Genomic DNA, 25,309 nt, shown 5'->3' with positions numbered 1-25,309 from the left:
GGTTCGACGCCCCTCATCGCCTCCGGAGGTCCGCCACCCGCGCGGCCGGGCGTTCCGTGCCGTTCGGCTGTTCCCCGCCCAGGGACGCCGGGCGGAGGTTCGCGCTCGGCGGCTGGTTGCGGCGGGGGCCCGGGAGCGGGACCTCACGGCGACGGTCGCGGGGCGGGGGCTGGTCCACCACCGGGTTTCCCGTGCCGCCGGCCACGGCGATCTGGACGCCCTGGTCGGCGAGGGCCTGGAGCTCGGTGGCCGCGCGGTCGTCGTGGCCCGGGGGCTCGTCCGTCACCAGGCGGGTGATGAGATCGGTCGGAACGGTCTGGAACATCGTGTCCGCACCGAGCTTGGTGTGGTCGGCGAGGACCACCACCTCCGCGGCGGCCTGCACCAGGGCCCGGTCGACGGACGCCGACAGCATGTTGGAGGTGGACAGGCCCCGTTCGGCCGTCAGCCCGCTCCCCGACAGGAAGGCCTTGGACACCCGCAGCCCGTGCAGCGACTGCTCCGCCCCCGACCCGACGAGCGCGTAGTTGGAGCCACGCAGCGTGCCGCCGGTCATCACGACCTCCACGCGGTTGGCATGGGCCAACGCCTGGGCGACCAGCAGGGAGTTGGTGACGACGGTCAGGCCGGGCACCCGGGCGAGCCGGCGGGCCAGCTCCTGAGTGGTGGTACCCGCGCCCACGACGATCGCCTCGCCCTCTTCGACGAGGCTCGCGGCGAGGTCGGCGATGGCCGTCTTCTCCGCGGTCGCGAGATGCGACTTCTGCGGGAAGCCGGACTCCCGGGTGAACCCACCCGGGAGTACCGCACCGCCGTGCCGGCGGTCGAGGAGTCCTTCGGCCTCCAGCGCCCGCACGTCCCGCCGTACGGTCACTTCGGAGGTCTGGACGACGCGGGCGAGTTCACGGAGCGACACGGCACCGTTCGCTCGCACCATTTCGAGGATCAATTGGCGACGTTCAGCAGCGAACACGAAACTGACAGTAACCCCAGCGACCGTCTGCTTTCAGCAGTTTGCGCCGAATAGCAGAAGTTGTTCGCAGGGCAGGGTGCGAGGTGGTATAGGGCCTGGTCCCCCCGCCCGTGCCACCGGCATGGTCCGCAACTCCCCGTGACCGGTGGGGAGTCGGCCCGGACGCTGGACCTGCCTACGCCTCGGCCGTCGCCTTGCGTGTGTGCAGCTGCCGTGCCACCTCTGCGATCGACCCCGACAGCGAGGGGTACACGGTGAAGGCGTTCGCGATCTGTTCGACCGTCAGGTTGTTGTCGACTGCGATCGAGATGGGGTGGATCAGTTCCGAGGCGCGCGGCGCGACGACCACACCGCCGACCACGATCCCCGTGCCCGGGCGGCAGAAGATCTTGACGAACCCGTCCCGGATGCCCTGCATCTTGGCGCGCGGGTTGCGCAGCAGCGGCAACTTCACGCAGCGGGCGTCGATCTTGCCGGCGTCGACGTCGGCCTGGCTGTAGCCGACGGTGGCGATCTCGGGGTCGGTGAAGACGTTGGAGGAGACCGTCTTCAGGTTCAGCGGGGCCACCGCGTCGCCGAGGAAGTGGTACATGGCGATACGTCCCTGCATCGCCGCCACCGACGCCAGCGCAAAGACTCCGGTCACGTCGCCGGCCGCGTACACGCCCGGAGCGGTCGTCCTCGACACCTTGTCGGTCCAGATGTGACCGGACTCGCGCAGTTTGACGCCGGCCTCCTCCAGGCCGAGCCCGGCGCTGTTGGGGATGGCGCCGACGGCCATCAGGCAGTGGCTGCCCGTGATGACCCGGCCGTCCGCCAGCGTCACCTCCACGCGGTCCCCGACCCGCTTCGCCGCGGCGGCCCGCGAGCGCGCCATGACGTTCATGCCGCGGCGGCGGAAGACGTCCTCCAGGACGCCGGCCGCGTCCGGGTCCTCACCCGGCAGCACGCGGTCGCGGGAGGACACCAGCGTGACCTTCGAGCCGAGTGCCTGGTAGGCGCCGGCGAACTCGGCACCGGTGACACCCGAGCCGACCACGATGAGCTCCTCGGGCAGCTCGGTGAGGTCGTAGACCTGGGTCCAGTTGAGGATGCGCTCGCCGTCCGGCTGGGCGTCGGGCAGCTCGCGCGGGTGGCCGCCCGTCGCGATCAGCACGGCGTCCGCGGTGAGCCTCTCCTCGCTCCCGTCGGCCGCCCTGACGACGACCGTGCGCGACCCGTCGAGTGCCTGCATGCCCTCCAGCCGGCCGTGCCCGCGCACGACCCGGGCGCCGGCCCGCGTCACGGAGGCGGTGATGTCGTGGGACTGGGCGAGCGCCAGCCGCTTCACCCGGCGGTTGACCTTCCCCAGGTCGACGCCCACCACCTGCTCCGCCGGAAGATCCTGGGCGGGGCCGCCGTCGGAGGGGGTGTCGGCGACGGTGATCCCCAGCTCCTCGTACGAGGAGTCGAAGGTGGTCATCACCTCGGCCGTAGCGATAAGGGTCTTCGACGGCACGCAGTCGGTCAGCACCGACGCTCCGCCCAGACCGTCGCAGTCGACGACGGTCACCTCCGCGCCGAGCTGCGCCGCCACCAGCGCCGCTTCGTAGCCGCCGGGTCCACCACCGATGATCACGATCCGAGTCACGTACTCCATTGTCCCGCACCGTTCAAGGTGCTACGGCCCCGGGGGCGTCGGCGCCGCGCTCTCCCGTTGCGCCTGGGACCCGTGAGGCGGGTGCGCGGCTGCCGTACGCTCGACGCATGTCGCTCTATGCCGCATACGCCGGCAATCTCGACGCGCGGCTGATGTCCCGCCGCGCCCCGCACTCGCCGTTGCGTGCCACGGGCTGGCTGAACGGCTGGCGGCTGACCTTCGGCGGCGAGCAGGTGAGCTGGGAGGGCGCGCTGGCGACCCTGGTCGAGGATCCGATCTCCCAGGTCTTCGTGGCCCTGTACGACATCGCCCCGATGGACGAGGACGCCCTCGACCGCCGGGTGGGCGTGGGCATGGACGTCTACCGGCGCGCACGCGTGCGCGTCCACACCCTGGACGGCGAGGAACAGGCCTGGGTCTACGTCCTCAACGCCTACGAGGGCGGTCTCCCCTCCGCCCGCTACCTCGGCGAGATCGCGGACGCGGCGGAGTCGGCGGGGGCGCCCCACGACTATGTGATGGAGCTGCGGAAGCGGCCGTGCTGAGCGGCGGGCTCGTGAAGGCCTGAACGCAGGCCTGAGCGGGCCCCTCCGGCACCACCCCTCGTCGGAAACGACAAGACAACGATCGCATTGCCGTGACCACTGGCATCTACGCGCGTAGGCGAATACCGGCTACGCTCATCCGCGTGAACGCATCTCTTCTTCCGGACGACATCCAGGGCGATCCGTACGCCGCCGCCGACGCCGCCGCCGCGCGCCTGCGCGAACTCACGGGTGCCGAGTCCCACGACGTCGCCCTCGTGATGGGGTCCGGCTGGGCACCGGCCGTCGACGCCCTGGGGACCCCCGACGCCGAGTTCCAGGTCACCGAGCTGCCCGGATTCCCGCCGCCGGCGGTGGAGGGCCACGGCGGCAAGATCCGCTCGTACGGCATCGGGGACCGGCGTGCGCTGGTCTTCCTGGGCCGCACCCACTACTACGAGGGCCGGGGCGTGGCCGCCGTGGCCCACGGCGTGCGCACCGCCGTCTCGGCCGGCTGCAAGACGATCGTGCTCACCAACGGCTGCGGCGGCCTGCGCGAGGGCATGCGCCCCGGCCAGCCGGTGCTGATCAGCGACCACCTCAACCTGACGGCCACCTCGCCGATCGTCGGCGCCAACTTCGTCGACCTCACCGACCTGTACTCGCCGCGCCTGCGCGCCCTGTGCAAGGAGGTCGACCCCACCCTCGAGGAAGGCGTCTACGCGCAGTTCCCCGGCCCGCACTACGAGACGCCGGCGGAGATCCGCATGGCCCGCACCATCGGCGCGGACCTGGTCGGCATGTCCACCGTCCTGGAGGCGATCGCCGCCCGCGAGGCGGGCGCGGAGGTCCTCGGCATCTCCCTGGTGACCAACCTCGCCGCGGGCATGACCGGCGAGCCCCTCAACCACGAGGAGGTCCTCCAGGCGGGCCGCGACAGCGCCACCCGGATGGGCTCCCTGCTGACCCAGGTGCTGGGCCGCCTGTAGACCCCGCCACCCCGCGACACGCCGAACGGCCGGCGGCACCCACGAAGGGGGAGCCGCCGGACTGCGGAAGGGGCCGTGGGGTGCGCCGCGGCCCCTTCCGCACACTTCGTCTCCGCCCGGCGGAGACCGCCGGGCGGAGACCGGCGCGGCCTCGAAACCCCGGGCAGTACGCTCGCGCGCGGCGGCCGGACGCGCCCCACGGCTCCGCCCCAACGCATCCCAGGTGCCCCGGCACCCACCCGCCGGAGGCAGACGGCCCAGGCCGACAAACTCACGAGAGGCTGACCCCAACGTGCACGACGACCTCATCGCACGGGCCAAGGCGTGGCTGGCCGAGGACCCCGACGCCGACACCCGTGACGAACTCACCCGGCTCCTCGAAGCCGCGAACACCGGGGCCACCGAGAGCACCGCGGAGCTGGCCGACCGCTTCGCCGGCACGCTCCAGTTCGGCACCGCCGGCCTGCGCGGCGAACTCGGCGCCGGGCCCATGCGCATGAACCGCTCCGTCGTCATCCGCGCCGCCGCCGGCCTCGCCGCGTACCTGAAGAAGAACGGGACCGCCCACGGGGACGAGAACGCCGGCCTCGTCGTCATCGGCTACGACGCCCGGCACAAGTCCGCCGACTTCGCCCGCGACACCGCCGCCGTCATGACCGGCGCCGGACTGCGCGCCGCCGTGCTGCCCCGCCCCCTCCCCACCCCGGTCCTCGCCTTCGCCATCAGGCACCTCGGCGCGGTCGCCGGTGTGGAGGTCACCGCCAGCCACAACCCGCCCCGCGACAACGGCTACAAGGTCTACCTGGGCGACGGCTCCCAGATCGTGCCCCCGGCGGACGCCGGCATCGCCGCCGAGATCGACGCGATCACCACGCTCACCGCGGTGCCCCGCCCGGACTCCGGCTGGGACATCCTCGACGACTCCGTCCTGGAGGCCTACCTGGCCCGTACGGACGCGGTCCTCGCCCCCGGATCGCCGCGCACGGCCCGCACCGTCTACACGGCGATGCACGGCGTCGGCAAGGACACCCTCCTCGCCGCGTTCGCCCGGGCCGGCTTCCCGGCCCCGGAGCTGGTCGCCGAGCAGGCCGAGCCGGACCCGGACTTCCCGACCGTCGCGTTCCCCAACCCGGAGGAGCCCGGTGCGATGGACCTGGCGTTCGCCCGGGCCCGCGCGACCTCCCCCGACCTGATCATCGCCAACGACCCCGACGCCGACCGCTGCGCGGTGGCCGTCGGGCACGGCACCGACTGGCGCATGCTGCGCGGCGACGAGGTGGGCGCCCTGCTCGCGGCGCACCTGGTCTCCCGCGGCGTGACCGGCACCTTCGCGGAGTCGATCGTCTCCTCCTCCCTCCTCGGGCGCATCGCCGGGAAGGCGGGCCTGCCCCACGAGGAGACGCTCACCGGCTTCAAGTGGATCGCCCGCGTGGAGGGTCTGCGCTACGGCTACGAGGAGGCCCTCGGCTACTGCGTCGACCCCGACGGCGTACGCGACAAGGACGGCATCACGGCCGCCCTCCTGATCACCGAACTGGCGTCCCGGCTCAAGGAGGAGGGCCGCACCCTGCTGGACCTCCTGGACGACCTCGCCGTCGAGCACGGCCTGCACGCCACCGACCAGCTCTCGGTCCGCGTCAAGGACCTCTCGTTGATCGCCGACGCGATGCGGCGCCTGCGCGAGCAGCCCCCGACCGCGCTCGCGGGCCTGCCCGTCACCCGTTCCGAGGACCTCACCCGGGGCACGGACCGGCTGCCGCCCACGGACGGCCTGCGCTACACCCTCGACGGCGCCCGCGTCATCGTCCGCCCCAGCGGCACGGAGCCCAAGCTGAAGTGCTACCTGGAGGTCGTGATCCCGGTCGGCACCCACGCCGACCTCCCGGCGGCCCGCGGCAAGGCCGACGCCCTGCTGGCGTCGATCAAGCGGGACCTGTCGGAGGCGGCGGGCATCTGACCCGCGGCCCGGCACGCGGCGAAACGGAAAGGGTGCCCCTCCGGTGGAGGGGCACCCTTTCCGGCTCAGGCAGCCCGGCCTGCGGACGCACGGACGCGCCGCCGGGAGGCCTGCCGGCGTACCGGCATGCCGCCCGCGCGCGCGTCAGCCCAGCGCGATCAGGATCGCCAGCACCACCGCGCCGGCCAGCGCCGGGCCCACGATCTCGTACGCCCAGCGGACCGTCACCTCGCCCTGGGCCGCCTCGGCGTTCTCCCGGGTGTCCCGCAGCTCGCGCAGATCGTCCATGAACTGGTCGCCCGCCGCACGGATCGGCCCGTCGCTGCCGGCGCCCGGCCCGCCGAACCCGAGGACGCCGCCGCGCCCGCCGGACCGGCCCGTCCCCGCGACGCGCTCGCCCGTGGCGGCGGCCCGCGCCTCCTGGCGGGCGGCCCGCTTGCGCCCCCGCAGCGAGACGGGCACCGCCCACAGCTGGTACTTGGTGCCGGACCGGTCCAGCACCTCGTTCGAGTAGCCCGAGCGCAGCCCGGAGACCTGGCCCCAGGGCAGCACGATCACGCGGAAGGGGTTGCGGACGCGTAGCCGGTCGGCGTTGACGTACACCGCGGGCCGCAGGGTGAAGGCGACCACCAGCGGCACCGCGAGGATCATCCCGGCGAGCGCCAGCCACGGGGTGCGGCCCTCGCCCGCGACCAGCGCGTCGATGCCCAGCCACAGGATGATGGCGAGCAGCAGGACACCGCCCGCGATGCCTGTGGACGACCGGTGGACCCGGTCCTCGTACTCGGAGGCGGAGGGCTGCGGCGCGGGGGGTTCGTGCTCGGGCGTCGTCATGGCCCCGATTGTGCCCGACGTCCGCGGGCGGCCTCATCCGCGGTGCCGGAGCACGGAACGGGTACCGTGCGGATACCGGCCGGGCCACAAGATGAGCCCCGGGGGTGTACAGCCGCTACGCGCGTAGATATGCTCGCCTGGTGACCATGCCCACCACTGCACCCCCTCTCGCTGACGTCACCGCGTCCGACAGCACGCTGCGCCGCTTCCTGCACGGGCTGCCCGGCGTCGACGCGGTCGGCCTGGAGGCGCGCGCCGCCTCGCTCGGCACCCGTTCCATCAAGACCACCGCGAAGGCGTACGCGATCGACCTCGCCATCTCGATGGTCGACCTGACGACGCTGGAAGGCGCGGACACCCCGGGCAAGGTCCGGGCGCTCGGCGCCAAGGCGGTCCACCCCGACCCGACGGACCGTACGGCCCCCGCCACGGCCGCGGTCTGCGTGTACCCCGACATGGTGGCCGCCGCGAAGGAGGCCGTGGCCGGCTCGGCCGTGAAGGTCGCCTCGGTCGCCACCGCCTTCCCGGCCGGCCGGGCGCCGCTGGACATCAAGCTGGCGGACGTGCGCGCGGCGGTCGCCGCGGGCGCCGACGAGATCGACATGGTCATCGACCGCGGGGCGTTCCTCGCCGGCAAGTACCTCAAGGTGTACGACGAGATCGCCGCCGTGAAGGAGGCCTGCGGGACCTCCGCCCGCCTGAAGGTCATCTTCGAGACCGGCGAGCTGTCGACGTACGACAACATCCGCCGCGCGAGCTGGCTCGGCATGCTGGCGGGCGCCGACTTCATCAAGACCTCCACCGGCAAGGTCGCCGTCAACGCCACCCCGGCCAACACGCTGCTCATGCTGGAGGCCGTCCGTGACTTCCGGGCGCAGACCGGCGTGCAGGTGGGCGTGAAGCCGGCCGGCGGCATCCGCACCTCCAAGGACGCGATCAAGTTCCTGGTCCTGGTCAACGAGACCGCCGGCGGGGACTGGCTGGACAACCACTGGTTCCGCTTCGGCGCCTCCTCGCTCCTGAACGACCTGCTGATGCAGCGCCAGAAGCTGGCCACCGGCCGCTACTCCGGCCCCGACTACGTGACGGTGGACTGAGCCCCATGAACACGGAAAACCCGCTTTCCCCCTTCGTATACGCACCGGCTCCCGAGTCCCGGTCGGTCGTCGACATCGCGCCGTCCTACGGCCTGTTCGTCGACGGCGAGTTCACCGAGGCCGCCGACGGCAAGGTCTTCAAGACGGTCTCCCCCAGCACGGAGGAGGTGCTGTCCGAGGTCGCCCAGGCCGGCGAGGCGGACGTCGACCGCGCGGTCAAGGCGGCCCGCAAGGCCTTCACGAAGTGGTCGGCGCTGCCCGGCTCCGAGCGCGCCAAGTACCTGTTCCGCATCGCCCGCATCATCCAGGAGCGCAGCCGTGAGCTGGCGGTCCTGGAGACGCTGGACAACGGCAAGCCGATCCGGGAGACGAGGGACGCGGACCTGCCCCTGGTGGCCGCGTACTTCTTCTACTACGCCGGCTGGGCCGACAAGCTCGACCACGCGGGCTACGGGCCGAACCCGAAGCCGCTCGGCGTGGCCGGCCAGGTCATCCCGTGGAACTTCCCGCTGCTGATGCTGGCGTGGAAGATCGCCCCGGCGCTGGCGACCGGCAACACGGTCGTGCTCAAGCCCGCCGAGACCACCCCGCTCTCCGCGCTGTTCTTCGCGGACATCTGCCGCCAGGCGGGCCTGCCGAAGGGTGTCGTCAACATCCTTCCCGGCTACGGCGACGCGGGCGCCGCGCTGGTGGCGCACCCGGACGTGAACAAGGTCGCCTTCACCGGCTCCACGGCCGTCGGCAAGGCGATCGCGCGCACGGTCGCGGGCACGGACAAGAAGCTCACCCTCGAACTGGGCGGCAAGGGCGCCAACATCGTCTTCGACGACGCGCCGATCGACCAGGCCGTCGAGGGCATCGTGAACGGCATCTTCTTCAACCAGGGCCAGGTCTGCTGCGCGGGCTCGCGCCTGCTGGTGCAGGAGTCGATCCACGACGAGCTGCTGGACTCCCTCAAGCGCAGGCTCTCCACCCTGCGCCTGGGCGATCCGCTCGACAAGAACACCGACATCGGCGCGATCAACTCCGCCGAGCAGCTCGCCCGGATCACCGCGCTCGCCGACCAGGGCGAGGCGGAGGGCGCCGAGCGCTGGTCGCCCGCCTGCGAACTGCCCGAGAGCGGCTACTGGTTCGCCCCGACGCTGTTCACCGGCGTCACCCAGGCGCACACCATCGCCCGTGACGAGATCTTCGGCCCGGTGCTCTCCGTCCTCACCTTCCGCACCCCGGACGAGGCCGTCGCCAAGGCCAACAACACCCCGTACGGGCTCTCGGCCGGCATCTGGACGGAGAAGGGCTCCCGGATCCTGGCGGTGGCGAACAGGCTGCGCGCCGGTGTCGTCTGGTCCAACACGTTCAACAAGTTCGATCCGACCTCGCCGTTCGGCGGCTACAAGGAGTCGGGCTTCGGCCGCGAGGGCGGCCGACACGGCCTGGAGGCGTACCTCGATGTCTGAGAAGTCCGAGAAGTCTGGGGCGACGACCGAACCGCGGCTTTCGGTCCTCAAGACCTACAAGCTGTACGTGGGCGGCAAGTTCCCGCGTTCCGAGAGCGGCCGGGTGTACGAGGTGAGCGACTCCAAGGGCAACTGGCTGGCGAACGCACCGCGGTCGTCCCGCAAGGACGCCCGTGACGCGGTCGTGGCCGCACGCAAGGCGTTCGGCGCGTGGTCCGGCGCGACCGCGTACAACCGGGGCCAGATCCTCTACCGCGTCGCGGAGATGCTGGAGGGCCGCCGCGAGCAGTTCGTCCGCGAGGTCGCCGAGGCCGAGGGCCTGTCCAAGGCCAAGGCGGCCGCGCAGGTCGACGCGGCGATCGACCGCTGGGTCTGGTACGCGGGCTGGACCGACAAGATCGCCCAGGTGGTGGGCGGCGGCAACCCGGTCGCGGGCCCGTACTTCAACCTCTCCTCCCCCGAGCCGACCGGCGTGGTGACCGTCCTGGCCCCGCAGGAGTCGTCGTTCCTGGGCCTGGTCTCGGTGATCGCCCCGGTGATCGCGACGGGCAACACGGCGGTGGTGGTCGCGAGCGAGAAGCACCCGCTCCCCGCGCTCTCCCTCGGCGAGGTGCTGGCCACCTCCGACCTGCCGGGCGGTGTCGTGAACATCCTGTCCGGCGGTACGGCGGAGATCGCCGCGCCGCTCGCCGCGCACCAGGACGTCAACGCGATCGACCTCGCGGGCGCCGACGCGGAGCTGGCGAAGGAGCTGGAGGTCGCGGCGGCGGACAACCTCAAGCGCGTCCTTCGTCCACAGCCTGTGGATTACGCCGCGACGCCGGGCATCGACCGCATGACGGCCTTCCTGGAGACCAAGACGGTCTGGCACCCGACGGGCTCCCTGGGCGCCTCCGGCTCGTCGTACTGAGCCGCCCGGGGCACCGCACCGCGGCGCCCCGCACAGACGAGAGCCGCGCCTCCCCTCCGTCCGGGGGAGGCGCGGCTCTCCGTGTGCGCGCGTGTCAGCGCACCGACCCGAGCAGCTGCCCGACGACCGGCACGGCGCCCACCGACGGGGCCTGGGCCACCGGGCCTGTGAGCATCTTCGAGCTGACCGGCCGGAAGTCGGCGAGCTGGGTGCCGACGCCGTTGTCGAGCGGGTCGACGCCGGTGCCCGCGAGCGGGTTGGGCTTGAGAGCCGTGACCGTACCGGTGGTGTGGCCGACCGTGCCGGTCAGTGCCTGTACACCCGTCTGCGGGTCGCCCTTGCCGAGGGAGCCGAGCAGGCGGCCCTCGCCCCCGCCCGGGAGGATGTCCGCCGAGGCCGTTGCCGCGCCCACGCCCAGGGCGGCCCCGGCGGTCGCGACGGCGACCAGGACGCGCCGGGCGGTGGAATGGTGGGAGGACGCGTGTCGAGCCATTGCTGGTGCCGCCTTACGGATGCGGTGGGTAACGGGAACAGTGCACAGGGTAGTTGAGACGTAAGCCACGTTCCAAAGCCGACCCGCGGGGTCGGCAGGCGGGCCACCATGCGTCAAACTGGTGTTCCGTGAGCCTTCATCCCCCGTCACCCGCCCGTGTCGTGCTGCTGTGCGGCCCCTCGGGCTCGGGCAAGTCCCTGGTCGCCGCCCGCTCCGGACTGCCCGTGCTGCGCCTCGACGACTTCTACAAGGAGGCCGGCGACCCGACCCTGCCGCTGGTGGCGGGGAGTTCGGACATCGACTGGGACCACCCCGGCTCGTGGGACGCGGACGCCGCGGTCGCGGCGATCAGCCGGCTGTGCGCCACGGGCACCACGAACGTGCCGGTGTACGACATCTCGCTGAGCGCCCGCACCGGCGAGGACACGCTGCACATCGGCCGCACCCCGCTGTTCATCGCGGAGGGCATCTTCGCCGCCGAGATCGTGGGGCGCTGCCGGGAACTCGGCGTCCTGGCCGACGCGCTGTGCCTGAACCGCGGACCGGCCAGGACCTTCCGGCGGCGCTTCCTGCGGGATCTGAAGGAGGGCCGCAAATCGGTCCCGTTCCTGCTGCGCCGGGGCTGGCGGCTGATGCGCGCCGAGCGGTCGATCGTGGCCCGCCAGGTCGCGCTGGGCGCCCACGCCTGCGACCGGGACGAGGCCCTGGGCCGGCTGGCCGCCGCCGCGGCGGGTCGGCAGGCGCAGTCACGGACGGCCGCGTAACCGGCGTACGGCACAGGGACGTACATGCCTCGTACGCCCCTCTCCTCGTACGCACCTCTCGCGCGTCAACGCGTGTGCGCACGCGAAAGCGGGACTGGACAGACCCCCCGGTCCTCCAGTCCCGCTTCCTTGGTGCTCCCCCACACTCCCCCGTGTTCCCCCGTGTCCTCAGGGATACCCCCGTTCCCCGAGCCCCCGTTGTTCCCCCGTCTTCCCCTTCCCCCGCTGTTCCCCCGTTTTCCCCCGTTCCCCGCTGCCCTTCGGTCGGTTCAGGCGACAAGTTCGCCGAAGGACTCCTCATAGTCACGGCCGAAGCTGAGGACCTCGTCCTCGCGCAGCCGGCGCAGGGACCGCCAGATGCTGGACTTCACCGTGCCGACGCTGATGCCGAGGATGTCCGCGATCTCCGGGTCCGTACGGCCCTCGTAGTAGCGCAGGACCAGCATGGTGCGCTGGAGTTCGGGCAGCCGGGCCAGCGCCTGCCACAGGACCGTGCGCAGCTCGGTGCCGCGCATGGCGTCCGTGTCGCCGGGCGTCTCCGGCAGTTCCTCGGTCGGGTACTCGTTGAGCTTGCGGCGCCGCCAGGCGCTGATGTGCAGGTTGGTCATGGTGCGGCGGAGGTATCCGCCGACGGCCGCCTTGTCACTGATCCGGTCCCATGCCCGGTAGGTCGAGAACAGCGCGCTCTGCAGCAGGTCCTCGGCCTCGAAACGGTCGCCGGTGAGGTGGTAGGCGGTTGCGTACAGGGAGGCGCGGCGCTCCTGGACGTAGGCGGTGAACGCCGCTTCGGCGTCCACGGCCTCCGACAGCGCGCGATGCTCCCCCGAGCCCTCCCCGTACGCGGTTCCCCCGTGTGTTTCCCCCGTGTGAGCGTCAACCACCGTTATGCAGGGCTGAGGCCCCTGCTGCGCATACGCGGTGTGCTGACGCCCGGTGCCGCGAGCGCACCCCCGCCCGCTCACGGCACCGGACTTCTCCGAAGACCGGGCCACGTCGTGCAGACGCGTCACCACTGCGCTGTGGCTGGTGCTGTGCAGCGTGTTCATTCGCGCCCCCCGTCGTGGAGTTCCGGTGTTCCGTCCTGCTCCTTGCCCCGTGCCGAAAAGCTTGCCGTGGTCACTTCATGGCCATGTCCGCTGATTGTCACAGACCTGTCACAGCGCTCCCGGAACCCGTGGGCGCGAGGTGTTCGCTGACGCGCTGCAGAAGAAGCTGCGTGGGGCGTCGGCCCGGCTGGACACCGCGTCGGAGTCGGGGACGACGAGCGGGGTGGAGGTCACCACGTGCCGCGGCGAGCCGCGGCTACCGCTACAGGGCAGCGACAGCGGGACGCAGAAGATCGGTGGCAGGATTCGAGCGCATGAGTTCCCTGCCTGCCTCTGCCCGGGCCCGTCGCTCATCAGCACGCTGGAGGTAGTGGCGACATGTATCGGCGATTTGCGCGTAGTCGGTGAAGGCCAGACCTGAGTCGAACCGGGATTCCTCTTCGGTGTCACAGCCGCGCTCGGACACTACGAACCTGCCGTTCGCCAACAGGTAGGAAGCCCTCACAATCTCAAAGACCTTGGCTTCGTAGAAGTGAATGTTCAAGACAATCTTCGCTCTGGCCAGCAGAGCATCGCGCGCTCCGCCATAGAGGCCGAACCGGGCGACGGCATTGAGCCCTTCCGAAGCGAGGTGCCGGATCGGAGCGAGGCGGCGTTCGTTCAATGAGCCGATGAGCAGCACATCGATGTCCTCCTCGGCCACTGGTTGCATCCGCTCCAACTCCGGAACGTAGCCGATGGGGACATGCTGGACCTCGTCCACCCCCAAGCGCTCGAGTTCGGCGATATTACGAGCGCTGTAGTCCCACACCGTGTGCTTTCGAAACAAATCCAGCAGACCCTGCGTGACCCAACGGGAACCAGCGGAAATCTGCTCCAAGTTATACAGGATGGACTTCTCCGGCAGGACTTCCGCCGGGCTCGGGTAATTCCCTAGAAGGTTGGATCCGAAAATGATGTGCCTGCGGCCCGGCAGACGAGGATCGTGGGTCAGTACACTGTCATGGCCTAGATCCAGCAGTGCCCAATGCACGGTTTCAGCGACCTCTTTGAACGCTTCCCAATGCTGATACCCCTGCGGACGAAGAACAGTCACCGCGAATCGCATAAACATCTCCTCCCATCTCGGACGCCGCCATGCCGATTCCAGCCACGTCGCGCAGTACCCTGTCGGCGGTGAACAGGTCCGGCTTGAATCGATGAGAACTGGGGATTTTCTTCATTTGTGATCAATGGCCTTTCAGGAGGCTGCTGCGCAGAAACAAAGGTCCGGCGAGGCGATCCGGTTGAACGCGTGGAGTCCGGTGACGTGATCGCGTAGTGATCCGTCGCCAAGCCGGTGGACGGGAGGCAGCCGCCCACGAGGCGGGGTCGGCTGAGGGGTCTTGGTGACCGTCGTCATTCGTGGGAGATGTGCGGGAGCGCTCCAGGTGTCGAAACCCCACCCCCGCATGGGCCAGAATGAGGCCCGTGCCTTCCCTGTTGCTGATCGAGGACGACGACGCCATCCGAACGGCCCTGGAGCTCTCACTGACGCGCCAGGGACACCGGGTGGCCACCGCTGCCAGCGGTGAGGACGGTCTGAAGCTGCTGCGCGAGCAGCGGCCGGACCTGATCGTGCTGGACGTGATGCTGCCCGGCATCGACGGGTTCGAGGTGTGCCGGCGCATCCGGCGCACGGACCAACTGCCGATCATTCTGCTCACCGCGCGCAGCGACGACATCGACGTGGTGGTCGGACTGGAGTCCGGTGCCGACGACTACGTGGTCAAACCCGTGCAGGGGCGGGTGCTGGACGCCCGGATCCGGGCCGTGCTGCGGCGCGGCGAGCGGGAGGCGAACGACGCGGCGACCTTCGGCAGCCTCGTCATCGACCGGGCGGCGATGACCGTGACGAAGAACGGCGAGGACCTCCAGCTGACCCCGACCGAGCTGAGACTGCTGCTGGAGCTGAGCCGGCGGCCCGGGCAGGCGCTGTCCCGGCAGCAGTTGCTGCGGCTGGTTTGGGAGCACGACTACCTCGGCGACTCGCGGCTCGTGGACGCCTGTGTGCAGCGGCTGCGCGCCAAGGTGGAGGACGTGCCCTCGTCCCCGACGCTGATCCGTACCGTGCGCGGCGTCGGCTACCGCCTGGACGCGCCTCAGTGACGGACGAGCGGGACGGGCTCCGGGGCTGGGCCTCGGGGCGCAGGGGAACGTTGTCCCGGCTGCGGTTCAGCAGTCTGCGTCTGCGGCTGGTCGTGGTCTTCGCGCTGGTGGCGCTGACCGCGGCCGTGTCGGCGTCCGGGATCGCGTACTGGCTCAACCGCGAGGCGGTGCTCACCCGCGCCCAGGACGCGGCGCTGCGCGACTTCCAGCAGGAGGTGCAGAACCGCGCGGGCGCGCTGCCGGTGCACACCACGCAGGACCAACTCCAGCACACCGCCGGGCAGATGGCCGGCAGCAGCCAGCGGTTCAGCGTGCTGCTGGTCGGCCAGGACGCGAACGGCAGGACGCTGTACGGCAACTCCGGCGGGCTGAACGGCTTCTCGCTGGAGGACGTGCCCGCCTCGCTGCGCACCGCGGTGAACAGGCAGCAGCCGCTCTCCTCCGCCAACAAGGCGCCCTACCACCTGTACTGGCAGCGGATCGTCATGCACGGGACGCCGTACCTGGTGGCCGGCACGCGGGTGATCGGCGGCGGCCCGACCGGCTACATGCTCAAGTCGCTGGAGCCGGAGGCCAAGGACCTCAACTCGCTGGCCTGGTCCCTGGGCATCGCCACCGGACTGGCGCTCATCGGTGCCGCTCTCCTCGCCCAGGCCGCCGCCACGACGGTGCTGAAGCCGGTGCACCGGCTGGGAGTCGCCGCGCGCCGGCTCGGCGAGGGCAAGCTCGACACCCGGCTGCGGGTGTCCGGCACCGACGAACTCGCCGACATGTCCCGCACGTTCAACAAGGCGGCCGAGGCGCTGGAGAAACGGGTCGCCGACATGGCCGCCCGCGACGAGGCCTCCCGCCGCTTCGTCGCGGACATGAGCCATGAGCTGCGTACGCCGCTGACCGCCATCACCGCCGTGACGGAGGTGCTGGAGGAGGAGCTGGACTCCGAGGGCGGCGGCCTCGACCCGATGATCGAGCCTGCGGTCCGGCTCGTCGTCAGCGAGACCCGGCGGCTGAACGACCTGGTCGAGAACCTGATGGAGGTCACCCGCTTCGATGCGGGCACGGCCCGGCTGGTCCTGGACGACGTCGACATCGCCGACCAGATCACCGCCTGCATCGACGCCCGCGCCTGGCTGGACGCCGTGGAGCTGGACGCCGAGCGCGGCATCCACGCCCGGCTCGACCCGCGCCGCCTGGACGTCATCCTCGCCAACCTCATCGGCAACGCGCTCAAGCACGGCGGCTCGCCGGTGCGGGTGTCGGTGCGCGCGTCGGCCGCGGAGGCGGAGCGGCCCGCCGAGATCGTCATCCAGGTGCGCGACCACGGGCCGGGCATCCCCGAGGACGTCCTGCCGCACGTCTTCGACCGCTTCTACAAGGCGAGCGCGTCCCGGCCGCGCTCCGAGGGCAGCGGCCTGGGGCTGTCCATCGCCCTGAACAACGCGCAGATCCACGGCGGCGGCATCACCGCGGCCAACTCGCCCGAGGGCGGAGCGGTGTTCACGCTGCGGTTGCCGCGGGACGCCTCCGCGCTCGCCGAGGAGCGCACCGAGGGCGAGCGGGACGACGAGAACGGCGCGAACGGCGCGAAGGGGACAGCCCGATGAACGCACGCCGACTTCTGCCGGCGGCGCTGACCGCCCTGGGCCTGCTGCTCGCCGGGTGCGGGATCCGGCCCACCGAGGTGCCCACGGACTTCGGCGGCGCGCCCTCCCGCGTGCCCTGCTCGCTGTCCCAGCCCGACCTGACCATCCAGTCCTCGCGCGGCGTGCCCGTACAGGTGTTCCTGTTGTGCGGCTCGTCGCTGGTGACCGTCGACCGGACGGTACGGGTGCCGGAGGGCACCGTGGACGCGCGGCGGCGGGTGATCGTGGCCCAGGGCCTGCTCGACCAGCTCGCCGCGCCGCCGTCGGCCGGCGAGAAGGCGGCCGGGTACACCACGCACGTCCCGGACGGCCTGAAAGCCGAAGGCCCGCGCCCCCGTGACCCCGCCGACACGCTCCGGCTGAGCAGCGCGCCGGCCGGCCTCGCCCCGTACACCCTCGCACAGATCGTGTGCACGCTGTCCGACTCGGCCGCCGCCGAGGGGGACGGCTCCGTCGTCCTCGGCGGCCCGGACGACACGGCGCTGCGCCGCTACGAGTGCACCGGGGAACTCCGCTCCCGCCCGGGCACCACCCTGCCACCGTCGACCCCGGTGACCACGGGCTGACGCGAAGGCGGCACACGGGTGCCGTGCGGCACACGGGTGCGTGCGGTGCACGGGCGTGCCGCTCGGTCGTGGCACACGAGCGCGGCGCACAGGCTTGGCACACGGGTGGGGCGCAACAGGCCTGGCGCTGGGGCCGTGACACATGGATGCGACGCACAGGCCGTGACACAGGGCCATAGGCAGAGCCGACTGGCCGGGTCGCCCGGCGCCGCCGGGCGGGGGCACGGCGGGCTGCTCGGCCGGCGCCCGGGTGATGCCCAGCATGACCATGCCCACGGGCGCGGCGCAGGGGTGTGACACAGGGCCGTGACACACAGACGCGGCGCAACAGGCTTGGCCCTGGGCCGTGACACACGGGCGTGGCACACAGGCCTGGCAGAGGGCCGTGACGCACAGGCACGGTGCACAGGTGTGACGCACAGGCACGGTGCACAGGTGTGACGCACAGGCACGGTGCACAGGTGTGCCGCACAGGCGCGGCACAGGGTCGTGGCGCACAGGCGCGGCGTGCGAGTGTGGCGCAGCACTCACCATGGAGTGTGCCGTCCGGCCGGAACCGATCGTGCCGGGGGCCGCGTCTTGGGTGGCGTGCAGCGTCAAGGCTCCATCCGCGGCAGCGCCGCGATCCACGTCCGCGTGACAGGGGGTGTCCTCCTCGTCGCCCACCTCGCGCTCGTCGCCTGGCTCATGCTGCGTCCGCTGGACGTCCCCTGGGTGACGCCGCCCAATCTGCGTCCGTTCGCCACCATCCGGGCCGACCTGGCGCTGGGCTGGCCCGAGGCGGCCCGGCGCATCGGCGAGGGACTGGCGCTGCTCGCGCCGCTGGGCGTACTGCTGCCGATGACGCACGGCAGCCTCCGCGTCTCTCCACTCGGGTCCCTGTTCCGCACGGTCGCCGCGGGCAGCCTGGTCTCGCTGGGCATCGCCCTGCTGCAGACCGGCGTACCGGGCCGGGTGGTGGACGTCGACACACTCCTGCTGAACACCGCGGGCGTGACCCTCGCCCACCTCGCGGTCGTACCCGCGGGCCGTTCCCGTCTCCGCCGCGGGGCGGAGCGCCGGAACCGGCCGGCCCCGCGCCGGGAGGACCTGCCTCAGGGGCGCACCCCGACGATTCCCAGGGTCGGCCTCGCCCCGTGGAGCGACGCTCTGCCCCCTTCGTCTCCGTAACGTGGAAGTTGGACGGGGCAGCCGACGGGGCGGCCCCGCACCGACAGCTCACGAAGGAGTCGACCATGACCGCCCTGGCCCGCCCGACCCACGGCCGCGTGCTCGGCGGAGTGTGCGCTGCGCTGGCTCGGCGCTTCGGCACCTCCGCGACGACGATGCGCGTGATCTTCCTGCTGTCCTGCCTGCTGCCGGGCCCGCAGTTCCTGGTCTACATCGCGCTGTGGATCCTGCTGCCCTCGGAGGAGACGGCCGGCAGCGCGTGGTGAAAGCCGCGCACGCGGAGGCGGCGACGCGGTGACACGCTGAAACGACGGCACGGCTGGGGCGCACCCTGGAACCAGGAGGTGCGCCCCAGCCGTGTCGCTGTCCGGGGAGCGGTCGGCTCAGCCCAGCGGCAGCCCGTTCACCGGCAGGCCGTGGGTGGGCAGGCCCTGCACCGGCAGTCCGCCGAGCAGACCGGCGACCTGCTTGGTCGGGCCGTTCTGGAGCAGGCCCTGGGTGGCCGGCTGCGCGGCCGCGAGACCCGTCTGCACCGCGGGCTTGGCCTGGTTCAGCGCCTGACCGGCGCCGGGCAGCGACTTGGTGACGTTCTCCGTCGGGAGCGCCTTGCTGACGGTGCCGAGTGCCTGGCCGGCGTCCGGAACGGCAGGCGCGGCGTTCGCGGCGCCCGCGCCGGCGGCGGCGAAGGCGGCCCCGAGAGCGGCGACACCGAGGGACTTGGCGGCAGACTGCTTCATGAAAACGCGTCCTTGGGTGGAAGACAGGGAACTGAGCGGTCCACGACCGTAAACATGCCGAGCCGTCCGCCGCAAACATCGGAATACGGACGGAATATGCGCCCCGAATGTGTTCCCGTATCCGCCGATCACCCTTCCGAGGTCGAGAAACCCCTGGTGGACGCGGTCTGCTGAAACAGCCATTCGGATTTCAGCGCCGCATATCCGGGCTTGATCACGTCATTGATCATCGCCAGTCGTTCATCGAAAGGAATGAATGCTGATTTCATCGCATTGACGGAGAACCACTGCATGTCGTCGAGCGTGTATCCGAATGCCTCGACCAACTGCTCGAACTCCCGGCTCATGCTGGTGTGGGACATCAGGCGGTTGTCCGTGTTGACCGTGGCCCGGAAGTGGAGCCGGCGCAGCAGCCCGATCGGATGCTCGGCGTACGAGGGCGCCGCTCCGGTCTGGAGGTTGGAACTCGGGCACAGCTCCAGCGGGATGCGCTTGTCGCGGACGTAGGAGGCCAGCCGCCCCAGCTCGACCGTGCCGTCCTCGCGGACGTGGATGTCGTCGATGATGCGCACCCCGTGGCCCAGCCGGTCCGCGCCGCACCACTGCAGCGCCTGCCAGATGGACGGCAGCCCGAAGGCCTCGCCGGCGTGGATCGTGAAGTGGTTGTTCTCCCGCTTCAGGTACTCGAAGGCGTCCAGGTGCCGGGTGGGCGGGTAGCCGGCCTCCGCGCCCGCGATGTCGAAGCCCACGACGCCCGAGTCCCGGTAGCTGTTGGCGAGTTCGGCGATCTCCAGGGAGCGGGCCGCGTGCCGCATCGCGGTCAGCAGGACGCCGACCCGGATCCGGTGACCGTTCTCCAGGGCGGTCCGCTCGCCCTCGCGGAAGCCCTCGTTGACGGCCTCGACGACCTCCTCCAGGCTCAGCCCGCCCTCCAGGTGCTGCTCGGGGGCGTAGCGCACCTCGGCGTAGACGACGCCGTCCTCGGCGAGGTCCTCGGCGCACTCGCGGGCGACCCGGACGAGGGCGTCGCGGGTCTGCATCACGGCGACGGTGTGCGAGAACGTCTCCAAGTACCGTTCCAGGGAGCCGGAGTCGGCGGCCTCCCGGAACCACAGGCCCAGCTTGTCCGGGTCGGTCTCGGGGAGCAGGGAGTAGCCCGTCGTACGGGCCAGGTCGACGACGGTTCCCGGGCGGAGCCCGCCGTCGAGGTGGTCGTGGAGCAGAACCTTGGGCGCCCGGCGGATCTGGTCCGAGCTCGGGGTGTTCCCCTGCTGGGCAGTCTGGCTCGTCATTTCCGCACTGTAACTCCTACGCGCGTAGATCATCGCGTGTACACATCCGTCGATATGTAACGGTGACCGCCCGGACGGGTGGCGTACACGGGTGCTTCTGACACTGTTCTGTCGTGACTCCACCCACGCGTGAACGCGCGGGCTCCCTGCAACGGTGGCTAGGCCACGTCGCAGAGGACCAGCCCGGCCCTGTTGAGGACGTTCGTCGCGCCGACGCGGTCAGCGTTGGCGGTGAAGCCGCACGCCGTGCACTGGAACTTCGCTTGGGTGACGCGGTTCTCCTTCGCGACATGCCCGCATGCCGGGCACGTGCGGGAGGTGTTGCGGGCGTCCACTTCGATCACGAGGCGACCGGCACTTTCAGCCTTGTTCGCCAGGATCGTCAGGAACTGTCCCCAGCCCGCGTCCAGGATGCTGCGGTTGAGTCCGGCCTTCGCGGCGGCGCCGTTCGGCAGGAAGGCGCCGGTCGCTTCGGGGTCGGGCCTGGGCGCGGGCGCCTTCGTCATGCCCGCGGTGTTGAGCCGCTCGTGCGCGATCACATCGTGGTCGCGGATCAGCGCGTTCGCGGTCTTGTGGTGGAAGTCGACGCGCTGCCTGCGGATCTTCGCGTGGAGCTTGGCGACCTTTCGAGCGGCGGCGCGGTGCTTCTTGGTGCGCTGCCTGGTGCGCTTGGGGAACGTGACGAGATGCCGTTGGCCCTCGGCCAGGTCCTCGGCCATCGCGTTGAGGAACCTCGGGTTGGCGACGTGTGCACCGTCCGAGGTGGTCAGGAAGTGCACGGTGCCCAAGTCGATGCCGACGACGGCACCGCTGGGCGGCAGGAGCTCAGCAGTCACGTCGTCGCAAGTCAGGAGTACATACCAGCGGTTGCCCTCCCGCTTGACCGCGATCGTCTTCACACGGCCCTTCACGGGCCGGTGCTGGTGCACGCGGACGTGCCCGACGCTCTGGAGGCGGACGCGGGTCTGCGGATCGTGCGGGGTGGAGTCCCAGCGGCAGCCGTCTCCGTCCTTCGGGAACACAACGGTGTCGAAGTGTCCGACACCCTTGAACCGCGGGTAGCCGGGAATCTGCCCGGCCTTCACTCGGCGGAAGAACGCGGCGAACGCCTTGTCCAGCCGCCGCAGGGTGGCCTGCTGGGAGGAGAACGACCAGCGGCCCTGACGCTCCGGGTCGAATGCCCGGATCTCCTTGAGCTGGGCGGACTGGCAGCCGTACCGGACGGTGGTCTTCGAGGCGTGCCGGTAGGCGTCCCGACGCTCCTGCAATGCGCCGTTGTACAGGGAGCAGTGGTCTCGCAACATCTCGGCCAACGCGGCCGCCTGACGCACGGTGGGACGCAGGAGGAACTTGTACGCGCGGATCACCCCTTGCTCCTCCGCTCAAGGCGCAGGGCTTCGGCGAGGAGAACGCACGCAGCAGCGTTGATCGAGATGCCCGCCCGGTGGGCGTACTCCTCGACCTGCCGCTTCAAATCCGGGGGCACGCGAAGGTTCAGCGACTCCCGGCAGTCACCTCTGGCCACGACCAAAACGCTACCGCTTTTGACGGTGAGTCATATTCGAGATTGGATGCCACGCTGCTCCGCAGCGCAATCGCGGAGTCGATTCCCCAACCGGCCGAAGCCGGCGGTCCGCTCGAAAGGAATCTGATGGCACACCAAGCGACGCCGGTTCGCACGGCACGCCTGGGGAGGACGCTCGGCCCGGAGCCGGCGGCGGTGGGCGGAGCGGTGCTGCTGCTCCCGGGCGGCCAGGAGGTCTCCACCCGCAGACCCTCGCCGGTGCTGGCGGCCGCCTCGGTGCGCACGCTGGGGCGCCGGCTGGCCCGCGCGGGGCGCGAGGAGGGTCTGGCCGTGCACGTGGTGCACTACCGCTACCGCGGCTGGAACGGCGCCGAGGCGCATCCGGCCCGCGACGCGGCCTGGGCCGTCGAGGAGGTCGTCCGGTGCTACGGGGACGTGCCGGTCTGCCTGGCCGGTCTCGACATGGGCGGCCGGGCCGCGCTGCACGCCGCCGGGCACGAGACCGTCAACTCCGTGGTGGCCATCGCCCCTTGGCTGCCCGAGGCCGATATGGCGGCCTCACCCGAACCGGTCAGGCAGCTCGCCGGGCGCCGGGTGCTGATCGTGCACGGCACGAACGACGAACGGACCGATCCCGAGCTGTCCTTCCGGTTCGCCGAGCGGGCGAAGAAGGCGAACCGGGACGTGTGCCGGTTCGAAGTCCACGCCGACGGGCACGGGTTGCGCCAGTACCGGGACGAAGTCCTCGCGCTCACCACCGATTTCGTCATGGGATCCCTGTTCGGGCGGGTGTTCTCGCGGCCGGTGCAGGACGCGCTGGCGGCGCCGCCGCCGCTGGGCCTGCGGATGCCGCTGGCGGCCGGGTTCGGGAAGACCCTGCGGCGGTAGGGCCGCCCGCCGTCAGGTGGGGAGCAGACTGCCGCGCTTGGCCAGCAGGAACTTCTTGAACGCCGCCACCGGCGGGGTGTCCGGGTGGCCCTCCAGCCAGGCCACGCCGATCTCCCGCACCGCGCGCGGGGCCGTCACCGTCAGCTCGACGACTCCGGGCCGGGGGAAGGCCGGCGGGGGCAGCAGGGCGACCCCGAGGCCCGCGGCGACCAGGCCGCGCAGGGTCTCGGCCTCCTCGCCCTCGAAGGCGATGCGCGGCTTGAAGCCGGCCTCCCGGCACAGCGCGTCGGTGATGCGGCGCAGGCCGTAGCCGGGTTCCAGGGTCACGAAGGACTCCTCGGCGGCCTCGGCCAGGCGGATACGGCGGCGGGCGGCGAGCCGGTGGTCGACGGGGACGACCAGGCGCAGCTTCTGCTCGTCGAGACGACGGGCGACCAGGTCGGGGGCGTCCGGCACGGGGGACGTCAGGCAAAGGTCGAGCTCACCCGCCCGCAGCCCCTCCAGCATGGCCTCGCCGTAGTTCTGCACCAGGCTGAAGCGGACGCGGGGATGGTCGGCCCGGAAGGCGTGGATGAGGGCGGGCACGGTCTCGGCGCCCATGGTGTGCAGGAAGCCGAAGGCGACCTTGCCGGTGGCCGGGTCGGCGTCGGCGCGCACCTCCTCGGCGGCGCGCTCGATCTCGGCGAGGGCGCGTTGCACGGAGGCGAGGAAGGTGCGGCCGGCGGGGGTCAGGGAGACCGTGCGGCCCCGGCGGGCGAAGAGGTCGACGCCGAGGTCCTGCTCCAGCCGGACCATGGCCCGCGAGAGCGTCGACTGCGGGACCTGCATCTCCTGCGCGGCCCGGGTGACGTGCTCGGTGCGGGCCACACCGGCGAAGTGCGCCAGGCGGGGCGCCAGCAACGCGACGATGTCTTCTGTGTCACCGGTCTGTGACAGACGCGGCTGCGACCTCGGCTGATGCACCATGGGAACGATTATGCCGAGTCCATGCATTGGACGGATGAGTACGGGGCTTTCTACGGTCGCCGTATGACTCCCGCCGATACCGGGGCGCTCACCACCGTGGGCGCCGTCGCCTCAGTCCCCGACTCCGACTCCCGTATGGCCCCGGGCGGCCCCGGCTACCGCCGGATGAGTCTCGCCCTCTTCCTCTCGGGTGTCGCCACCTTCGCGCTGCTGTACTCCACGCAGGCCCTGCTGCCGCTGATCTCCGGCGAGTTCCACGTGGCGGCGAGCGACGCGAGCTGGACGGTGGCCGCCGCGACGGGCGGCCTGGCGCTGTTCGTGCTCCCGGCGAGCGCGCTGTCGGAGCGTTTCGGGCGGCGTACGGTCATGACGGCCTCGCTGGCGGTCGCGGTGGTCGTCGGGCTGCTGGTGCCGTTCGCGCCGTCGCTGGGCGCGCTGGTGGTGCTGCGGGCGCTCCAGGGCGCGGCCCTCGCGGGGCTGCCGGCCTCGGCTCAGGCGTATCTGGCGGAGGAGGTCCGGCCCAGGGCCCTGATCACGGCGATCGGCCTGTTCGTGGCCGGCAACAGCGTGGGCGGCATGAGCGGCCGGGTCATCACCGGCTGGGTCGCCCAGGAGTGGGGCTGGCGGGTGGCCGTCGGGGTGATCGGGGTGATCGCGGTGGGCTGCGCGGTGGCCTTCCGCCTGCTGCTTCCGGCGCCCCGGCACTTCCGGGCGGGCTCGCTGCGCCCGCGGGTGCTGGCGCGCTCGGTCCGCGACCACCTCGCCGATCCGCTGCTGCGCCGCCTGTACGCGATCGGCGCGCTGTTCATGACGGTGTTCGGCGGGGTCTACACGGTGATCGGCTACCGCCTGACCGAGGCGCCGTTCTCCCTGCCGCAGGGCATCGTCGGCTCGATCTTCCTGGTGTACCTGGTGGGCACGGTGTCCGCGTCGACGGCGGGGCGGCTGGTGGGCCGCCTGGGCCGCAGGGGCGCCCTGTACCTGGCGGGCGCCACGACGGCGGCGGGGCTGCTGGTGTCCCTGCTGGACTCGGTCGCGCTGGTCCTGCTGGGCCTGGTCCTGATCACCGCGGGCTTCTTCGCCGGTCACGCGGTCGCCTCCTCGGCGGTCAGCCGGACGGCTACGCACGGCCGCGCCCAGGCCTCGGCGCTCTACCAGTCCGCCTACTACGTCGGCTCCAGCGCGGGCAGCACGGTGGGCGCCGTGGCCTTCCACGCGCAGGGCTGGGCGGGAACGGTCGGGGTCGGACTGCTGGCCGTCCTGGGCGTCGTGGCGATCACGGCGCTCGGCTCGCGGGCGGCCAGGGTCGCGGCGCGGCGGGAGCCGGTGCCGGCCTAGCCGCGCCGGGCACCGGACCGCTCGGCCACGCGGGGCACCGGACCGCTCGGCCACGGCGGGAGCCGGGCCACTCAGCCACAGCGGGCGGCGGGCCACTCACCCACGGCGGGAGCCGGCCCCCGGAGCTCCTTGAGCGCGTGGACGTCGTCCAGCCCGCCCTGTTCTCGATGATGGTCGCCCTCACCACGCTGTGGCGGGCGCACGGCGTCGAACCGGCCGCCGTCATCGGCCACTCGCAGGGCGAGATCGCCACCGCCCACGTCGCCGGGGCGCTCAGCCTCGAGGACGCCGCCCTCGTCGTGGCGCTGCGCAGCCAGGCCCTGCCCCAGCTCTCCCGGAACCGGACCCTCGGC

The 25,309-nt window shown here is 71.7% G+C and carries 25 protein-coding genes and 1 pseudogene; 15 read left to right on the top strand and 11 right to left on the bottom strand.

What is annotated here, in order from left to right:
- Positions 1-13: 13 nt before the first annotated feature.
- Complete coding sequence (locus ACIQFZ_RS00995; RefSeq protein ID WP_402690320.1) at positions 14-973, bottom strand: DeoR/GlpR family DNA-binding transcription regulator; 960 nt, start codon at positions 971-973, stop codon at positions 14-16.
- Positions 974-1,148: 175 nt separating this feature from the next.
- Positions 1,149-2,612, bottom strand: a complete 1,464-nt coding sequence (locus tag ACIQFZ_RS00990) for an NAD(P)H-quinone dehydrogenase (RefSeq protein ID WP_383057193.1) — start codon at positions 2,610-2,612, stop codon at positions 1,149-1,151.
- A 107-nt stretch (positions 2,613-2,719) separates the two neighbouring features.
- On the opposite strand from ACIQFZ_RS00990, the gene ACIQFZ_RS00985 reads away from it, so the two are divergent.
- The 3 genes from ACIQFZ_RS00985 (at position 2,720) to ACIQFZ_RS00975 (ending at position 6,082) form a co-directional block, all read left to right on the top strand.
- Positions 2,720-3,157, top strand: coding sequence for a gamma-glutamylcyclotransferase (locus tag ACIQFZ_RS00985; RefSeq protein ID WP_383057191.1), 438 nt, complete (start codon positions 2,720-2,722; stop codon positions 3,155-3,157).
- A 143-nt stretch (positions 3,158-3,300) separates the two neighbouring features.
- A complete protein-coding gene (locus ACIQFZ_RS00980) occupies positions 3,301-4,125 on the top strand; it encodes a purine-nucleoside phosphorylase (protein WP_361415820.1) in 825 nt (274 codons plus the stop codon).
- Positions 4,126-4,417: 292 nt separating this feature from the next.
- Entirely contained in the window at positions 4,418-6,082 is a 1,665-nt protein-coding gene (locus ACIQFZ_RS00975; RefSeq protein ID WP_402690319.1) for a phospho-sugar mutase, read from the top strand.
- A gap of 144 nt (positions 6,083-6,226) precedes the next feature.
- Here ACIQFZ_RS00975 and ACIQFZ_RS00970 read toward each other — a convergent pair whose 3' ends face one another.
- Positions 6,227-6,916: a PH domain-containing protein gene (locus ACIQFZ_RS00970; protein WP_402690318.1), complete on the bottom strand. Its 690-nt coding sequence runs from the start codon at positions 6,914-6,916 to the stop codon at positions 6,227-6,229.
- A gap of 146 nt (positions 6,917-7,062) precedes the next feature.
- Here ACIQFZ_RS00970 and deoC point away from each other — a divergent pair, with 146 nt between their 5' ends.
- The 3 genes from deoC to ACIQFZ_RS00955 are packed head-to-tail and all read left to right on the top strand — an operon-like array spanning position 7,063 to position 10,380.
- Complete coding sequence (gene deoC / locus ACIQFZ_RS00965) at positions 7,063-8,013, top strand: deoxyribose-phosphate aldolase (protein ID WP_402690450.1); 951 nt, start codon at positions 7,063-7,065, stop codon at positions 8,011-8,013.
- A gap of 5 nt (positions 8,014-8,018) precedes the next feature.
- Positions 8,019-9,470 (top strand): aldehyde dehydrogenase family protein, encoded by a 1,452-nt coding sequence (locus ACIQFZ_RS00960; RefSeq protein ID WP_383057186.1) that lies wholly within the window; start codon positions 8,019-8,021, stop codon positions 9,468-9,470.
- A complete protein-coding gene (locus tag ACIQFZ_RS00955; protein WP_365424163.1) occupies positions 9,463-10,380 on the top strand; it encodes an aldehyde dehydrogenase family protein in 918 nt (305 codons plus the stop codon). Before ACIQFZ_RS00960 ends, ACIQFZ_RS00955 begins: the two co-directional genes overlap by 8 nt.
- A 94-nt stretch (positions 10,381-10,474) precedes the next feature.
- Here ACIQFZ_RS00955 and ACIQFZ_RS00950 read toward each other — a convergent pair whose 3' ends face one another.
- On the bottom strand, positions 10,475-10,873 hold the full coding sequence (locus ACIQFZ_RS00950; RefSeq protein ID WP_365424161.1) for a hypothetical protein: 399 nt from the start codon (positions 10,871-10,873) through the stop codon (positions 10,475-10,477).
- 128 nt (positions 10,874-11,001) lie between these two features.
- Between ACIQFZ_RS00950 and ACIQFZ_RS00945 the strand changes: the two genes are divergently transcribed.
- A complete protein-coding gene (locus ACIQFZ_RS00945) occupies positions 11,002-11,637 on the top strand; it encodes a uridine kinase (RefSeq protein ID WP_365424159.1) in 636 nt (211 codons plus the stop codon).
- 269 nt (positions 11,638-11,906) lie between these two features.
- On the opposite strand, the gene ACIQFZ_RS00940 is transcribed toward ACIQFZ_RS00945, so the two are convergent.
- On the bottom strand, positions 11,907-12,683 hold the full coding sequence (locus ACIQFZ_RS00940; protein WP_365424157.1) for a SigE family RNA polymerase sigma factor: 777 nt from the start codon (positions 12,681-12,683) through the stop codon (positions 11,907-11,909).
- A gap of 262 nt (positions 12,684-12,945) precedes the next feature.
- Positions 12,946-13,791, bottom strand: a complete 846-nt coding sequence (locus ACIQFZ_RS00935; RefSeq protein ID WP_402690317.1) for a hypothetical protein — start codon at positions 13,789-13,791, stop codon at positions 12,946-12,948.
- Positions 13,792-14,153: 362 nt separating this feature from the next.
- On the opposite strand from ACIQFZ_RS00935, the gene afsQ1 reads away from it, so the two are divergent.
- The 5 genes from afsQ1 to ACIQFZ_RS00910 all read left to right on the top strand — a co-directional run bounded on the left by afsQ1 (position 14,154) and on the right by ACIQFZ_RS00910 (position 18,476).
- Entirely contained in the window at positions 14,154-14,831 is a 678-nt protein-coding gene (gene afsQ1 / locus ACIQFZ_RS00930; RefSeq protein WP_100569907.1) for a two-component system response regulator AfsQ1, read from the top strand.
- Positions 14,828-16,435, top strand: a complete 1,608-nt coding sequence (locus ACIQFZ_RS00925; RefSeq protein ID WP_402690316.1) for an ATP-binding protein — start codon at positions 14,828-14,830, stop codon at positions 16,433-16,435. The genes afsQ1 and ACIQFZ_RS00925 overlap by 4 nt, the downstream gene beginning before the upstream one ends.
- Positions 16,432-17,040: a hypothetical protein gene (locus ACIQFZ_RS00920; RefSeq protein WP_402690315.1), complete on the top strand. Its 609-nt coding sequence runs from the start codon at positions 16,432-16,434 to the stop codon at positions 17,038-17,040. Before ACIQFZ_RS00925 ends, ACIQFZ_RS00920 begins: the two co-directional genes overlap by 4 nt.
- A gap of 588 nt (positions 17,041-17,628) precedes the next feature.
- Positions 17,629-18,210 carry a VanZ family protein gene (locus tag ACIQFZ_RS00915; RefSeq protein ID WP_402690314.1) on the top strand — a complete coding sequence of 194 codons (582 nt, stop codon included), beginning with the start codon at positions 17,629-17,631 and terminating at the stop codon, positions 18,208-18,210.
- 65 nt (positions 18,211-18,275) lie between these two features.
- Positions 18,276-18,476: a PspC domain-containing protein gene (locus ACIQFZ_RS00910; RefSeq protein WP_141359063.1), complete on the top strand. Its 201-nt coding sequence runs from the start codon at positions 18,276-18,278 to the stop codon at positions 18,474-18,476.
- A 117-nt stretch (positions 18,477-18,593) separates the two neighbouring features.
- On the opposite strand, the gene ACIQFZ_RS00905 is transcribed toward ACIQFZ_RS00910, so the two are convergent.
- The 4 genes from ACIQFZ_RS00905 to ACIQFZ_RS00890 all read right to left on the bottom strand — a co-directional run bounded on the left by ACIQFZ_RS00905 (position 18,594) and on the right by ACIQFZ_RS00890 (position 21,764).
- Positions 18,594-18,947, bottom strand: a complete 354-nt coding sequence (locus ACIQFZ_RS00905; RefSeq protein ID WP_365424147.1) for an ATP-binding protein — start codon at positions 18,945-18,947, stop codon at positions 18,594-18,596.
- Positions 18,948-19,075: 128 nt separating this feature from the next.
- Positions 19,076-20,239: an adenosine deaminase gene (locus ACIQFZ_RS00900; protein WP_365424145.1), complete on the bottom strand. Its 1,164-nt coding sequence runs from the start codon at positions 20,237-20,239 to the stop codon at positions 19,076-19,078.
- Between the two features lie 158 nt (positions 20,240-20,397).
- Positions 20,398-21,606, bottom strand: coding sequence for an RNA-guided endonuclease InsQ/TnpB family protein (locus ACIQFZ_RS00895; protein WP_402690313.1), 1,209 nt, complete (start codon positions 21,604-21,606; stop codon positions 20,398-20,400).
- Entirely contained in the window at positions 21,603-21,764 is a 162-nt protein-coding gene (locus ACIQFZ_RS00890; RefSeq protein WP_365424141.1) for a toxin-antitoxin system HicB family antitoxin, read from the bottom strand. Before ACIQFZ_RS00890 ends, ACIQFZ_RS00895 begins: the two co-directional genes overlap by 4 nt.
- 126 nt (positions 21,765-21,890) lie before the next feature.
- Between ACIQFZ_RS00890 and ACIQFZ_RS00885 the strand changes: the two genes are divergently transcribed.
- Positions 21,891-22,652 (top strand): alpha/beta hydrolase, encoded by a 762-nt coding sequence (locus ACIQFZ_RS00885; protein ID WP_365424139.1) that lies wholly within the window; start codon positions 21,891-21,893, stop codon positions 22,650-22,652.
- Positions 22,653-22,664: 12 nt separating this feature from the next.
- Here the strand turns inward: ACIQFZ_RS00885 and ACIQFZ_RS00880 are convergent, their stop codons facing one another.
- Entirely contained in the window at positions 22,665-23,618 is a 954-nt protein-coding gene (locus ACIQFZ_RS00880; protein WP_376652708.1) for a LysR substrate-binding domain-containing protein, read from the bottom strand.
- Between the two features lie 63 nt (positions 23,619-23,681).
- On the opposite strand from ACIQFZ_RS00880, the gene ACIQFZ_RS00875 reads away from it, so the two are divergent.
- Entirely contained in the window at positions 23,682-24,956 is a 1,275-nt protein-coding gene (locus ACIQFZ_RS00875; protein WP_383057172.1) for an MFS transporter, read from the top strand.
- Positions 24,957-25,123: 167 nt separating this feature from the next.
- Positions 25,124-25,240: pseudogene (locus ACIQFZ_RS00870) on the top strand (acyltransferase domain-containing protein); the annotation flags it as partial.
- Positions 25,241-25,309: the final 69 nt, after the last annotated feature.

It is taken from the genome of Streptomyces sp. NPDC093064 (assembly GCF_044754605.1).
In the GTDB taxonomy this organism is placed as follows: Bacteria; Actinomycetota; Actinomycetes; order Streptomycetales; family Streptomycetaceae; genus Streptomyces.
This window is presented reverse-complemented; position numbering and strand designations above follow the sequence as displayed.